This is a genomic window from Micromonospora sp. NPDC002389, from assembly GCF_040296095.1.
GTDB lineage: Bacteria > Actinomycetota > Actinomycetes > Mycobacteriales > Micromonosporaceae > Micromonospora.
In genome coordinates, this window is the sequence record NZ_JBEOWP010000009.1 from 187,866 (window position 1) to 200,774 (window position 12,909).

12 protein-coding genes and 3 tRNA genes are annotated in these 12,909 nt (G+C 72.9%); 9 read left to right on the top strand and 6 right to left on the bottom strand.

Going from position 1 to position 12,909, the window contains the following annotated elements; translation table 11 throughout:
- Positions 1-64: 64 nt before the first annotated feature.
- The 4 genes from ABT008_RS19110 to ABT008_RS19125 form a co-directional block, all read right to left on the bottom strand.
- Positions 65-1,066, bottom strand: a complete 1,002-nt coding sequence (locus ABT008_RS19110) for a LacI family DNA-binding transcriptional regulator (protein WP_350697557.1) — start codon at positions 1,064-1,066, stop codon at positions 65-67.
- 72 nt (positions 1,067-1,138) lie between these two features.
- Complete coding sequence (locus ABT008_RS19115; RefSeq protein ID WP_350697676.1) at positions 1,139-2,614, bottom strand: dihydrolipoyl dehydrogenase family protein; 1,476 nt, start codon at positions 2,612-2,614, stop codon at positions 1,139-1,141.
- A 57-nt stretch (positions 2,615-2,671) separates the two neighbouring features.
- Positions 2,672-3,994 (bottom strand): cryptochrome/photolyase family protein, encoded by a 1,323-nt coding sequence (locus ABT008_RS19120; RefSeq protein ID WP_350697558.1) that lies wholly within the window; start codon positions 3,992-3,994, stop codon positions 2,672-2,674.
- The gene (locus tag ABT008_RS19125) at positions 3,991-4,902 is read right to left on the bottom strand and encodes a phytoene/squalene synthase family protein (RefSeq protein WP_350697559.1); all 912 of its coding nucleotides are present in this window, start codon (positions 4,900-4,902) and stop codon (positions 3,991-3,993) included. Before ABT008_RS19125 ends, ABT008_RS19120 begins: the two co-directional genes overlap by 4 nt.
- 66 nt (positions 4,903-4,968) lie before the next feature.
- On the opposite strand from ABT008_RS19125, the gene ABT008_RS19130 reads away from it, so the two are divergent.
- The 8 genes from ABT008_RS19130 (at position 4,969) to ABT008_RS19165 (ending at position 10,585) form a co-directional block, all read left to right on the top strand.
- Entirely contained in the window at positions 4,969-6,123 is a 1,155-nt protein-coding gene (locus ABT008_RS19130; protein ID WP_350697560.1) for a polyprenyl synthetase family protein, read from the top strand.
- Positions 6,123-7,619 carry a phytoene desaturase family protein gene (crtI, locus tag ABT008_RS19135; RefSeq protein ID WP_350697561.1) on the top strand — a complete coding sequence of 499 codons (1,497 nt, stop codon included), beginning with the start codon at positions 6,123-6,125 and terminating at the stop codon, positions 7,617-7,619. Before ABT008_RS19130 ends, crtI begins: the two co-directional genes overlap by 1 nt.
- A gap of 16 nt (positions 7,620-7,635) precedes the next feature.
- A complete protein-coding gene (gene idi / locus ABT008_RS19140; protein ID WP_350697562.1) occupies positions 7,636-8,214 on the top strand; it encodes an isopentenyl-diphosphate Delta-isomerase in 579 nt (192 codons plus the stop codon).
- Positions 8,204-9,139 (top strand): MerR family transcriptional regulator, encoded by a 936-nt coding sequence (locus ABT008_RS19145; RefSeq protein WP_350697563.1) that lies wholly within the window; start codon positions 8,204-8,206, stop codon positions 9,137-9,139. The genes idi and ABT008_RS19145 overlap by 11 nt, the downstream gene beginning before the upstream one ends.
- A 156-nt stretch (positions 9,140-9,295) precedes the next feature.
- A complete protein-coding gene (locus ABT008_RS19150) occupies positions 9,296-10,075 on the top strand; it encodes a polysaccharide deacetylase family protein (RefSeq protein ID WP_350697564.1) in 780 nt (259 codons plus the stop codon).
- Positions 10,076-10,229: 154 nt separating this feature from the next.
- Positions 10,230-10,302 (top strand) — tRNA-Glu (locus tag ABT008_RS19155).
- 33 nt (positions 10,303-10,335) lie between these two features.
- Positions 10,336-10,409 (top strand) — tRNA-Asp (locus tag ABT008_RS19160).
- A gap of 102 nt (positions 10,410-10,511) precedes the next feature.
- Positions 10,512-10,585 (top strand) — tRNA-Phe (locus ABT008_RS19165).
- A 76-nt stretch (positions 10,586-10,661) separates the two neighbouring features.
- On the opposite strand, the gene ABT008_RS19170 is transcribed toward ABT008_RS19165, so the two are convergent.
- Positions 10,662-11,429 (bottom strand): hypothetical protein, encoded by a 768-nt coding sequence (locus ABT008_RS19170; RefSeq protein ID WP_350697565.1) that lies wholly within the window; start codon positions 11,427-11,429, stop codon positions 10,662-10,664.
- 393 nt (positions 11,430-11,822) lie between these two features.
- Here ABT008_RS19170 and ABT008_RS19175 point away from each other — a divergent pair, with 393 nt between their 5' ends.
- Positions 11,823-12,338, top strand: a complete 516-nt coding sequence (locus ABT008_RS19175; protein WP_350697566.1) for an SRPBCC family protein — start codon at positions 11,823-11,825, stop codon at positions 12,336-12,338.
- A 92-nt stretch (positions 12,339-12,430) separates the two neighbouring features.
- Here ABT008_RS19175 and ABT008_RS19180 read toward each other — a convergent pair whose 3' ends face one another.
- Positions 12,431-12,820, bottom strand: a complete 390-nt coding sequence (locus ABT008_RS19180; RefSeq protein WP_350697567.1) for a hypothetical protein — start codon at positions 12,818-12,820, stop codon at positions 12,431-12,433.
- Positions 12,821-12,909: the final 89 nt, after the last annotated feature.

The following is a 12,909-nucleotide window of genomic DNA, read 5'->3' on the forward strand; positions in this document are numbered from 1 at the left end:
GTCGCGCGGGGTTACCGGACAGTGGGTGTCGGCCGGGACCGACGTTCCGGACCGGAGGACTGGGTCAGCGGCCGGGCGCGGGCGCGGTCGAGCCGCGCACCACCAGCTCCGGCTCGAAGAGCAACTCGTCGGTGAGCACACCACCGCCCTCGATCTGGGTCACCAGCAGGTCCACGGCGGCCTGCCCCATGGTCTCGATCGGCTGGCGCACCGTGGTCAGCGGCGGGTCGGTGCAGGTCATGAACGCGGAGTCGTCGAAGCCGACCACCGAGACGTCACCCGGCACCGAGCGGCCGAGCCGGCGGACCGCGCGGATCGCGCCGAGGGCCAGCACGTCACTGGCGCAGATCACCCCGGTCACTCCCCGGTCGACCAGTTTGGTCGCGGCGACCCGGGCACCCTCCATGGAGAAGCTGGACCGGGCGACGAACTCGGTGTCGTCGCCCCAGCCGGCGACCCGCCCCAGGGCGGCCAGCTTGCGTCGCGACGGCACGTGGTCCTCCGGGCCGAGCACCAGGCCGATCCGCTCGTGCCCGAGCGAGCGCAGGTGGCCGTACGCCTGCTCGACCGCCACCGCGTCGTCGGTGGAGACGCGGGGGAAGCCCAACTCGTCGACCCCGGCGTTGACCAGTACCACCGGCAGGCCCCGGTCGGTCAGCCGGCGGTAGTGCTCGTGCGAGGCGTCGGCCAACGCGTACGAGCCACCGGCGAAGATGACCCCGGAGACCTGGTGGTCGAGGAGCATCTCCACGTACGCCGACTCGGAGACCCCGCCGATGGTCCGGGCGCAGAGCGCGGGGGTGAACCCGCGTTGCGCCAGTGAACCGGTGACCACCTCGGCGAGCGCCGGGAAGATCGGGTTCTGCAACTCGGGCAGCACCAGACCCACCAGCCGGGCCCGTTCGCCGCGCAGCTTGCTCGGGCGCTCGTAGCCGAGCACGTCCAGGGCGGTGAGCACCGCGGTCCGGGTCGCCTCGGCCACGCCACCGCGGCCGTTGAGCACCCGACTCACGGTGGCTTCGCTGACGCCCGCCTTGCGGGCCACCTCAGTCAACCGTTTCGTCACGGTCGCAATCCTACGTTCTGAGGCTGCAAAAACAGAACAGCAGTTTGTCGCGCACTGACGCAGTACGTCAGATCAGGAGCCCAGATCACGCAACGCTTCGGACACCGCCCGGTGGAAGGTCGGGTACGCGTAGATCATGTGCCGGAGCTGCGCCACCGGCACCGCCGCGTGCACCGCCACCGCCAGACCGGAGAGCACCTCGCCACCGGCCGGTCCGACCGAGGTGGCACCGACCAGCACCCCCTGGTCGGCGTCGGCGACCAGCTTGATGAACCCGGCGCCCTCGGTGCGGTGGATCCACCCCCGGGTGGACGAGGCGAGTTCGGTGAAGCCGACCTGCACGTTGATGCCGCGGTCCCGGGCCTGCTGCTCGGTGAGACCGACCGCGCCGATCTCCGGGTCGGTGAAGGTGACCCGGGGCAGGGCCCGGTAGTCGGCGCGGGGCACCGACCCGGCCACGCCGCTCGACCCGGTGGCCGCCAGCGAACTGGCCACGCCGACCGCGCCACCGACCACACTGGAGGTGCCGCTCGGATCCGCGCCGCCGTCCGCCCGCCGGACGTGGTCGAGCAGGTCGGCGACCACGATGGACGCCTGGTACATGGCGATGTGCGTGAACGCGCCCTCGCCGGTCACGTCGCCGACCGCCCAGATCCCGTCGGTGACGTGCAGCCGGTCGTCCACGGCCAGGTACCGACGGCTCGCGTCGACCCCGACCGTGTCCAGTCCCAACTCGTCGAGGCGGGCGCGGCGGCCGGTCACCACCAGCAGCCGCTCGGCGGTGAACTCCGCGCCGTCCGCACCGTGCAGGGTGAACCCGTCCGGGCCGTGCGCGACCCGGGCCGCGCGTACCCCGGTGTGGATCTCGACTCCGTCGGCGCGCAACGCGGCGGCGGCCACCTCGGACGCCTCCGGCTCCTCCACCGCGAGCACCCGGTCGAACGCCTCGACCACGGTGACGCGTACGCCGAAGCGGGCGAACACCTGGGACAACTCCAGGCCGATCGCCCCGCCGCCCAGCACCAGCAGCGACCTGGGCAACTCCTCGACCTCAATGGCCTCCCGGTTCGTCCAGTACGGCGTACCGGCCAGCCCGTCGATCGGCGGCACCGACGGTGCGGTGCCGGTGCCCAGCACGATCCCGTGCCGGGCCTGGAAGACCCGGTCGCCGACGCGAACCCGACCCGGGCCGTCGAGCCGGCCGCTGCCCCGGACGAAGCGCGCCCCCTTGCCGGTGAGGCGTTCCACGGCGCCCCGGTCGTCCCAGTCGTCGGTGGCCTCCGCGCGGATCCGCTGCGCCACCGGCGCCCAGTCCGGCCGCACCTGGGCGGTGCCGGCCAGCCCGTCGACCCGCCGCGCCTCGGCCAGCGCGTTGGCCGCCCGGATCATCATCTTGCTCGGGATGCAGCCCCAGTACGGGCACTCCCCACCGACCAGGTTCCGCTCGACGCCGACCACGGTGAGACCCGCCTCGGCGAGTCGCCCGGCCACCTCCTCACCACCGACGCCAAGGCCGAGCACGACCACGTCCACGACTTCCGGCTCCACCATGCCGCCAGCATCGCGCACCGGTCGTCTGCCGACCACCCGGCCACGCGGCGCGTCTCAGCGCAGCCAGACCGGATCCACCGCGTGCGCCGCCGTGGGCGGTGGGTAGTCCAGGCTCTCGCGGAGCGCCTCGGGCAGCCGCCACGGCTGGTGCACCGCCTTGCCGGACACCGCCGCCAGCTCCGGCACCCAGCGCCGCACGTACGCGCCCTCCGGGTCGTACCGTTCGGCCTGCCGGATCGGGTTGAACCCCCGGTACGGCCGGGTGTCGTTGCCGGTGCCGGCCACCCACTGCCAGTTGCCCGAGTTGTTCGCCACGTCCCCGTCGAGCAGCCATCGGGAGTAGACCGCCAAGCCGCCGCGCCAGTCCAGGCCGAGCGACTTGGTCAGGTAGCCGGCGGTGATCAGGCGAGCCCGGTTGTGCAACCAGCCCTCCGCCCGCAACTGCCGCATCCCGGCGTCCACGATCGGCACGCCGGTGCGCCCCACCGTCCAGTCGGCGATCGCCTCGTCGTCGTACCGCCACTGCTCGGTGGCGCCGCGCCGGTAGGCCGTCCGGGAGATGTCCGGGAAAGCGGCGGTGACCTGGTAGTAGAAGTCCCGCCAACAGACCTGGCGGACGAACGGCGAGGCGGGGTCACCGGCCCGGTTCGCCACGGTCAGCGGCGACACGCAGCCGAACCGCAGGTAGGGGCTGATCCGGGAGGTGGCGTCACCGGCCATGTCGTCGTGCCGGTCGCCGTAGTCGGCCAGGTGCGGCATCCACCGGTCGAGCCGACGCCGCGCCTCCGTCTCGCCGCCCATCGCCGCGTCCGGCGACTCGCCGTCGGGCAGCGCCGGCAGGCGGCCCACCGCCACCCCGCCCGGCAGCAGCACCCGGGACGGCGCGGCCAGCTCCTCGCGCCACCGCTGCCCGCTCCAGGCCCGGTGGTACGGGCTGAACACCCGGTAGTGGTCACCACCGCTCGGCTTCGTCGCCCCCGGCTCGACCACCGTCAGACCGGGGAAGAAGCGCAGGTGCAGCCGGTGCCGGTCGCACTCGGCGCGCAGCCGGTCGGCCCGTCGGGTGGCGTACCGGGAGACGTCGGCCGACAGCGCCACCGCCTCGGCACCCACCTCCCCGGCCAGCCGGATCGTCTCGGCCACCGGGTCGCCGTGCCGCAGCACCAGGTCACCGCCGAGCCGGCGCAGCGCGTCACGCAGGTCGGCGAGGCTCTGGTGCAGGAAGCGGGTGCGGTTGGGCGACAGTCGCGTCAGCACCGGGTCCAGCACGTACAACGGCACCACCCGGTCGAAGGCGGCACAGGTCGTCGCCAGCGCCGGGTGGTCGTGCACCCGCAGGTCGCGGGTGAACAGCACGACGGCGGTACGCGCGCTCACGACAGCCGGGGCCCGGGCAGCTCGACCGGCGTGCCGGCCGGGGTGAGCAGGGCACGGGAGGCGACCGACATCCGGCGTCGCCGGGGCACGGTGGCCCGCCGGACGAACACGTCGTAGTCCTGGGCGGCCACCTCGTCGAGGATCCCGCCGTACAGCGCGTACGCGGTGCGGATGCAGGCCTGCGAGGCGGAGTCGAGCAGCAGCACCCCCGGTGCGGCGGCGGCGTAGTGGGTCTGGGCGCGGGCCACCTCGTGCCGGATCAACTCCCGCACCGGCTCGGTGGTCCGACCCGCCGCCCGGCAGGCCAGCAGGTCCTCGTGGGTCACCCCGAAGGTCTCCAGGTCCTCCTCCGGCAGGTACGTCCGGCCCCGGTCGAGGTCCTCGGCGACGTCCCGGACGAAGTTGGTGAGCTGGAACGCGAAGCCCAGTTGGCGGGCCGGTTCCCGGGCCGCCGCCGGGGCGGAGCTGCCCAGGATGGGCAGCATCATGGTGCCGATGACCGCCGCCGAGCCCTCCATGTAGTCCAGCAGGTGGGCGTAGGTGCGGTACGAGGTCACGGTCAGGTCCATCGCCATGCTCTTGAGGAACGCGGCGAAGTCCTCCCGGTCCAGGTCGAACACGGCGATGGTGTGCAGCACCGCCGGCAGCAGCGGGTCGTCGACCTGCTCGCCGTGCAGACCGGCGATGAACCGGCCGCCCCAGTCGTCGAGTCGGGCGGCACGGGCCGGCGGCGGCAGCGCCTCTGTCTGGTCGACGATCTCGTCCGCGTACCGAGTGAATCCATATAAGGCGTGCACATGACGCCGTTTCCATGCGGGTAGTAGGCGGGTGGCGAGATAGTAGGTACGCCCGTGGCGTTTGTGCAGCTCACGGCACCTCTCGTAGGCGGCGCTGAGATCCGTCTCCACGAGCCCTCCTCGAAAAATCGACGCACCAATCGACGCAACTTGAAACCTTAGGGTACGCTCAGCCGCATGGCCAGCGACCGACTTACCGGTAACCTGCTTCGCGTGGGGCCTGAGCAGCCGGTCGGGGACGACGATCCGATCCGGGCCGTTCTGGCCGCTTACACCCGGGATCTCGTCACCGCCGTCGACGAGACCCTCACTGACTTCCTGACCGCCGAGGTCGATGCGCTGACCGAAATCGACGCGGCGATGGGCAGTTTCGCCGCAACGGCACGTGACTACGTCCTCGCCGGCGGCAAGCGGGTCCGCCCGACGTTCGCCTACTGGGGATGGCGTGGCGCGGCCAGCGGCGACGAACCGCTGGCCCCGGTGCTACCCGCACTGGCCACGTTGGAGCTGCTGCACACCTTCGCGCTGGTGCACGACGACGTGATGGACGCGTCCGCCACCCGACGCGGCCGACCCACCGCGCACATGGCGGTGGCCGCCCAGCACGCCGCCGCCGGCCGCAACGGCGACTCGGGCCGCTTCGGCGAGGCCGTCGCGGTGCTGATCGGCGACCTCTGCATGGTCTGGGCCGACCAGTTGCTGTCCCGTGCCGCCCTGCCCCCGGGCCGGCTGCTCGCGGTGCGTCGTGGGTACGACCGGATGCGGGTGGAGACCGTCGCCGGGCAGTACCTCGACATCCTCGGCGAGGCCGACCCGGAGAGCTGGTCGGTCGACCGGGCGCTGCGGGTGGCCCGCTACAAGACCGCCAGCTACACCGTCCAGCGTCCGCTGCTCTTCGGCGCCAGCCTGGCCGGCGTCACCGACGACGACCGGCTGACCGCGGCGTACACCGCCTACGGCCTCTGCGTCGGCGAGGCGTTCCAGCTCCGCGACGACCTGCTCGGCGTGTACGGCGACCCGGTCACCACCGGCAAGCCCGCCGGTGACGACCTGCGCACCGGCAAGCCGACCACGCTGCTCGTACTGGCCCGGGAGATGGCCACTCCGGCCCAACTTCGGGAGCTGGACGGCACCGGCGGGCCGGTCACCGGGCCCCAGGTCGCCCGGCTGGCCGAGGTGGTCGTCGACACCGGTGCGGTGGACCGGATCGAGCGGATGATCGACGAGCGGGTCGAGGAGGCCCTGGCGGCGCTCGACACCGCCGCCGTGGACGAGACCGCGCGGGTGGCGCTGGCCGGTCTCGCGGCGGTGGCCACTCACCGGAGGGCATGATGGGGAGATTCTCGGTGCGGACCGTGGACGGGCGTACGGATCGGGTGGTGGTCGTCGGGGCGGGTCTCGGCGGCCTGGCCTGCGCGCTGCACCTGGCCGGCAGCGGACGGCAGGTGACCCTGCTGGAACGTGAGCCGGTGCCGGGCGGACGGGCCGGGCGGCTCAGCGTGGACGGCTACGAGTTCGACACCGGCCCCACCGTGCTCACCATGCCCGACCTGATCGCCGAGGCGCTCGGCGCGGTGGGCGAGGAGCTGTCCGACTGGGTCGACCTGATGCCGCTCGACCCGGCGTACCGCGCCTACTACCCGGACGGCTCCACGCTCGACGTGCTGACCGACACCGCCCGGATGGCGGCGGAGATCTCCCGGGTCTGCGGATCCCGCGAGGCCGACGGCTACCTGCGGTTCGTCGACTTCGCCCGCAACCTGTGGCGGTTGGAGCGGGCCGACTTCATCGACCGCAACCTCGACGCCCCCACCGACCTGCTCACCGCCAACCTGCTCAAGCTGGTCGCCACCGGCGCCTTCCGGCGACTCCAGACCAAGATCGACCAGTTCTTCCGCGACCCGCGTACCCGACGCATCTTCTCCTTCCAGGCGATGTACGCCGGCCTCGCCCCGCACGACGCGCTGGCCATCTATGCGGTCATCGCCTACCTCGACTCGGTCGCCGGGGTCTACTTCCCGCGCGGCGGCATCCACGCGGTCTCCCGGGGGCTGGCCGGCGCCGCCGAGAAGCACGGCGTCAAGATCCAGTACGGCACCACGGTGACCCGGGTGGAGACCGCCAACGGCCGGGCCACCGGCGTGCTGACCGCCGACGGCGAGTTCGTCCCCGCCGACGTGGTGGTCCTCAACCCCGACCTGCCGGTGGCCTACCGCGACCTGCTGCCGGCGACCCGGCAGCGCCGACTGACCTACTCGCCGTCCTGCGTCGTGCTGCACGTCGGCTCGACCCAGGGATACCGGCGCATCGCGCACCACAACATCCATTTCGGGCGCTCCTGGAAGGGCACGTTCGACGAGGTCATCCGGCGCGGCGAGCTGATGACCGACCCGTCCCTGCTGGTCACCAACCCGAGCCGGACGGACCCGTCGGTCGCGCCCGCCGGGCGGCACACCTACTACGTGCTCGCCCCGGTGCCCAACCTGGAACGGGCGCCCTTCGAGTGGCGCGGCGACCTCACCGCCCGGTATTCCGACCAGCTCGTTGCCACCCTCGAGGAACGCGGCTACGTCGGCTTCGGCGCGGGTGTCGAGGTGCTCCGGGCGGTCACCCCGGCCGAGTGGGCGGAGCAGGGCATGGCTGCCGGCACCCCGTTCGCCGCCGCGCACACCCTGTTCCAGACCGGCCCGTTCCGCCCGTCCAACCTGCACCCGTCGCTGTCCAACGTGGTCTTCGTCGGCTCGGGCACGCAGCCCGGCGTCGGAGTGCCTATGGTGCTCATCTCCGGCAAGCTGGCCGCCGGCCGCATCACCGGCGGTGGCCGGTGAACGAAGGATGGCTCTGATGTCACTGTCGCGGGAAGCTCACCTGGTCGAGCTGGTCGACGACGCGGGCCGACGGATCGGGTCGGCCACCGTGGCCGCCGCCCACCAGACCCCCGGTCAACTGCACCGCGCCTTCTCGGTGCTGCTCGTCTCGCCGGACGGGCGGATCCTGCTCCAGCGCCGGGCCGCGGCGAAGACGCGGTTCCCGCTGCGCTGGGCCAACACGTGCTGCGGCCACCCGCAGCCCGGCGAGGACGTCGCCGAGTCCGCCAACCGCCGGTTGCACGAGGAACTCGGCGTCGGTCCGGTGGCGTTGACCGAGGTCGGGGTGCACGTGTACCGCGCCGAGGACCCGTCCACCGGTCGGGTCGAGGTCGAGTACGACCACGTCCTGCGCGGCGAGTTCTCGCCGGACACACCACTGACACCCGAGCCCGCCGAGGTCGCCGAGCTGCGCTGGGTCGACCCCGCGGCACTGACCACCGAGCTCGACCGCGACCCCGACGCGTACGCGCCGTGGCTGGCCGGCGTGGTGGACCGTCTGCTGCACCCCTCGGCCTCGGCCGGCGACGGGTCGGAGCGGTCGGGTGGCCGATGAGGCTCTGAGCGCGGGGGCGGTCGCCCGGCGACTCGGCGTCGCGGTGACCACGCTGCGCACCTGGCACCAGCGCTACGGCCTCGGGCCGAGCGAGCACGTACCCGGGCACCACCGCCGCTACACGGCGGCCGACCTGGCCCGGCTGGAGGTCATGCGACGGCTCACCGGTGAGGGGGTCAGCCCGGCTGAGGCGGCGCGATGGGCCCGACAGACCCCGGCCACGGCGGCGCGCGACGTCGCCCGGCCGAGGACCGCACGGGACGGCGGTGGCAGCACCATCCCGGTGGGCCGTGCCGGTCCGGCGGCGCGCGGTCTGGCCCGCGCCGCGATGCGGCTGGACTCGGTCGCGATCAGCGAGGCGATCTCCCGCAGCCTGGCCACCGAGGGTGTGATCGGCACCTGGGACAGACTGCTGCGCCCGGTGCTCGCCGGGATCGGGCAGCGGCACGCCGCGACCGCCGCGCTGATCGAGGTGGAGCATCTGGTGTCGCGTTGCGTGTCGGCGGCGTTCGCCGCGGCGACGGCCACCCGTCCCGCTCTCGGGCCGCCGCGCATCCTGCTCTCCTGCGCCGACGAGGAGCAGCACAGCCTGCCCCTGGAGGCGCTGGCCGCCGCGCTGACCGAGGCCGGTGTCGGGCACCGGATGCTCGGTGCCCGGGTCCCGGTGGCGGCACTGCTGGACGCCATCGACCGGACCGGACCGGCCGCCGTGGTGGTCTGGTCGCACACCCGGGCCACGGCCGATCCCGCACAGCTCAGCGCCCTGCTCACCGTGCCCCGCCGGCCCCTGCTGGTGCTCGCGGCGGGGCCGGGTTGGCGGGCCGAGAGCCTGCCGGCGGGGGTGATCCGCCCGATCGATCTGACCGAGGCGGTCTCGCTCGTCGTCGCCGTACGCGACTCGCTCGACCGTCCGGCCGCGTCCTGATCGAAATTTTCAGGGTCTTTGCAGCCCTCTGTACGCGTTCAGGGCTTTCGGCCGGCACGGAAAGCGGCGGCGTCCTGACCCGGCGTTTGTCCACTCAAATCGGGTGAACTAGCGTCGGGCAGTCCGTCGAACCCGAACCCCTCTCGGGAGCGAACGATGCGTACCCGTGTCCTGCTCGCGTGTGTCACGAGCCTGGTCCTGCTGGCCACCGGCTGCGGCAGCGGCGGCGACTCGCCCCAGGCGTCCCCGTCCAGTCCTCCTCCGTCGGCCGCCCTGCCTCCGGAGCCGACGCCGACGCCGTCGCTGGCCCCGACCAAGCCTCCGCTGCGGGCGCTGCCGGCGAAGCTGCCGGCCGGGCTGGTCCGCACCACCGGAGCCGAGGGGGTGGCTCTCACCTTCGACGACGGACCCGATCCGACCTGGACGCCCAAGGTGCTGGACCGCCTCAAGAAGGCCGGCGTCACCGCCACCTTCTGTGTGGTCGGCAAGCAGGTCCGCAAGCACCCCGACCTGCTCCGGCGGATCGTCCGGGAAGGGCACCAGCTCTGCAACCACAGCTGGAACCACGATCTCGACCTCGCCCGGCGTCCGGTCGCCGAGATCCGCGCCGACCTGGTCCGGACGAACAAGGAGATCCGGCGGGCGGTACCCGACGCGGAGATCCCGTTCTACCGCCAGCCCGGCGGCCGGTGGACCGCCGAGGTGGTCCGGGTCGCCAAGAAGCTGGACATGCGGTCGCTGCACTGGACGGTGGACCCGCAGGACTGGGCCAGGCCGACCGCCGCCACGATCGAGAAGCGGGTGAAGCGCACCGCCAAGCCCGGAGCGGTGGTGCTGCTGCACGACGGCGGCGGCAATCGGGCCGCCACGCTCGCCGCCTGCACCAAGGTGATCGCCGCCCTGAAGCGCGACCTCGGCATCACCAAGCTCGATTAGACACCGCTCTGAGCTGCGGTTTTGCGAGACGTTGTGGCTGTAGCCATACCGGTTTGGCCGACCGGTGAGACATCACGTATGCTTTCCAAGCCTCCGGCGGGGCCGGATGGGAGCAAGTCCGCTCACGTTGCGAATGTGCAATGATAGCGGGGCCGCCCTCATCGTCTAGCGGCCCAGGACGCCGCCCTTTCAAGGCGGTAGCACGGGTTCGAATCCCGTTGGGGGCACGGTCCGACTTCGGTCGGATGCAACACCAGCTAGGTCCTGTGGAGCAGTTGGAGTGCTCGCCGCCCTGTCAAGGCGGAGGTCGCGGGTTCAAGTCCCGTCAGGACCGCAAGCGCTGACGCCGCGCACCTCGCGCGGCGTTCTGCGTATCGGGGCATGTGACCCTCCCGACGGGGACCCGGTGGGACGGGTAGCATGAGCCGAGCACCACGGCCAGGTAGCTCAGTTGGTACGAGCGTCCGACTGAAAATCGGAAGGTCGGCGGTTCGACCCCGCCCCTGGCCACATAGCCTTTCGCCGGGCTACAGCAACGCCGACCAGCGGATCCGCAGGTCGGCGTCTTGCTTTCCCGGGTACGCGGTCAGTCGTCCTGGCGGCGTTGCGCCAATCCGTTCTGGATCGCGTCCCACACGCTGCGACCCGCGTGCAGGATGCTCTCCCCGGTCTGCTCGGCCAACTGGCGCGCCGTCAACGGCTCGGGCGGTGCGGCGGTGCCCGCTTCCGGCTCCTCGGCCCGGTCCGGCCGCCCGTCGCGCGGCCCGCCCCGATCCGGGCCGGCGCCACCCGGTGTGCTGTCGGCCACCGCCCCGATCGCCCCCACCTGTTGCCCGAGATCATCGGTGGCCCCACCCGGCGCCCCGATCCCGGGATCCGGCGCGGCACCGACCCCGTCGGCGGTCCGACCGACCGCCTGCCCCTGTGGCCCCGCACCCCGACCGGCCGGCGATCCGCCCGCGCGGTCCGTGGCGTACCCGACCGCCGTGCCGCCCACCGGGCCGCCAGCGGGCCGATTCGGAGCGCCGCTCGCTGGGGGGTCGGGGCGTCCACCCCTGGGACCTCTCGCCCGGTGGCCGGGGTGCTCCGCCCCAGCACCGCCCACCGCGTCGGTGGCGGGACGGCCGGTGCGTCCGGCCGACCGGGCGGGTTGCTGTTCCGCTCCGTCCGCCCGTCGGGGCGCGTCGACCACCTGCGGGTTGTGGTCGATCGTGGTGAGCGCGCGGTCGAGGATCGTGACCAGCTTCTCCAGGCGTACCTTGAGCAGGGCCTGGGCCTGTGCCCCGGTGACGTCCAGGTCCACACCCTCCAGGTGGACGCGAGCACCGGCGTCGACCTCCAGCAGGCCGGCCACCCGGGCCCGCAGGGAGAGCGGCGTCCAGCCCGTCGGCGGAGAGCCGGATCGAGTCGACCGACACCCTCGGCACGTCCAGCAGGACGTCGGGCTCCGCCCCCGCAGGCTCGGCGCCGCCCCCGCCGGGACGGTCCCGGTGCATCGCCCCGAGGCGTGGCTCGTGCGGGTGTCCGGCACCGGGTACCGACGCCTGCGGCTGTTCGCCCATGGTCTCCGCTCCGCCCCACCGCCCGGACCACCCCGGGCGGCATCGCGCGGCGGATACCCGCTCCGGGGGCCACCATCCGCCGATGTCCGCAGCACACTGGAATCAACCCGTAAACGGATCTTCCGGCAGGTCTCGGCCTTGCCGGAAGCTGCGCACGCGGGCATCAGCCGGTATGGTCCGGGCCTATGGGACAGGGGATTACCGATCCGGTCGACATCCAGCAGGATCACGAACGGTTCACGATCCACAGCGCCCTGGTCGTCCCGACCACCCCCGAGCAGGCCTACGCGGTCTTCACCAGCAGGCTCGCCGACTGGTGGGTGACGGAGTACACCTGGTCCGGCCCCGAGGCCCTGGCCGAGCTGGGCATGGAGCAACAGGCCGGCGGCATGCTCTACGAGATCGGTCCCTACGGCTTCCGCAACGACTGGGGCCGGGTGCTGACCTGGGATCCGCCCCGGCGGCTGGTGTTCACCTGGCAGATCGGTGCGGACCGCGCGCCGGTGCCCGACCCGGCGCAGGCCAGCGAGGTCGAGGTGCTGTTCACGCCGGAAGGCTCCGACACCACCCTGGTCGAGGTCGCGCACCGGCACTTCGACCGGCACGGCCAAGCCGCCGAGGGCTACCGGCAGGCGCTGACCGCTGGCTGGCACGAGCTGCTGTCCCGGTACGCCACCACGGTGGTCCAGTCCGGCACCTGAGGACGTCGCCCCGACCAGTTCCGCCGATTGTGGCGGCCCGACTCCGCAGGGCGCTCCGGCTCACGCGCCCCGGCACCGCAGGGCGGACCGACTCACCCCGACCGGTGCCGCAGGGTGGCCACCGTCGAACCCGCCAGGGTCAGCAGGCACTCCGGCAGCAGCCCGTCGGCCACCGCCGCACCGAACAGGGCGCGGGCCGTGTCCAGGTCCGAGTTGGCGTACGCGCTGACGAAGCGGGCCACCCAGCGGGCGTCGTACTCGGCCTGGTCGATGTCGGGGAAGTCGAGCGCGCAGGCGCCGGGCGGCACCGGATCACCGACCATCGTCGCGGCCAGGCACCACGCCACGTCGTACGCCCCGACGAGACCGGACCGGTCCACCACCGCGTCGAATGTCCCGACCACGCCGTCGGAGTCGCCGTCGAGCGCCGAACTGAGGATGGCGGTGGCGTCGTCGTACGTCTGCTGTGGCGAGTCGGTCACCCACCGCACGGTAGGGGGCCCGGTCAAGCAACCACCAAAGGTCACTCTCCGTAATGAGCGAGGGCGACCTGCGGATAGACAGGCCTCCA

Bases quoted from the DNA above. Each gene is read 5' to 3' on its own strand.
- ABT008_RS19130 (WP_350697560.1), top strand. From the start codon at position 4,969: ATGGCCAGCGACCGACTTACCGGTAACCTGCTTCGCGTGGGGCCTGAG.
- crtI (WP_350697561.1), top strand. From the start codon at position 6,123: ATGGGGAGATTCTCGGTGCGGACCGTGGACGGGCGTACGGATCGGGTG.
- idi (WP_350697562.1), top strand. From the start codon at position 7,636: ATGTCACTGTCGCGGGAAGCTCACCTGGTCGAGCTGGTCGACGACGCG.
- ABT008_RS19150 (WP_350697564.1), top strand. From the start codon at position 9,296: ATGCGTACCCGTGTCCTGCTCGCGTGTGTCACGAGCCTGGTCCTGCTG.
- ABT008_RS19175 (WP_350697566.1), top strand. From the start codon at position 11,823: ATGGGACAGGGGATTACCGATCCGGTCGACATCCAGCAGGATCACGAA.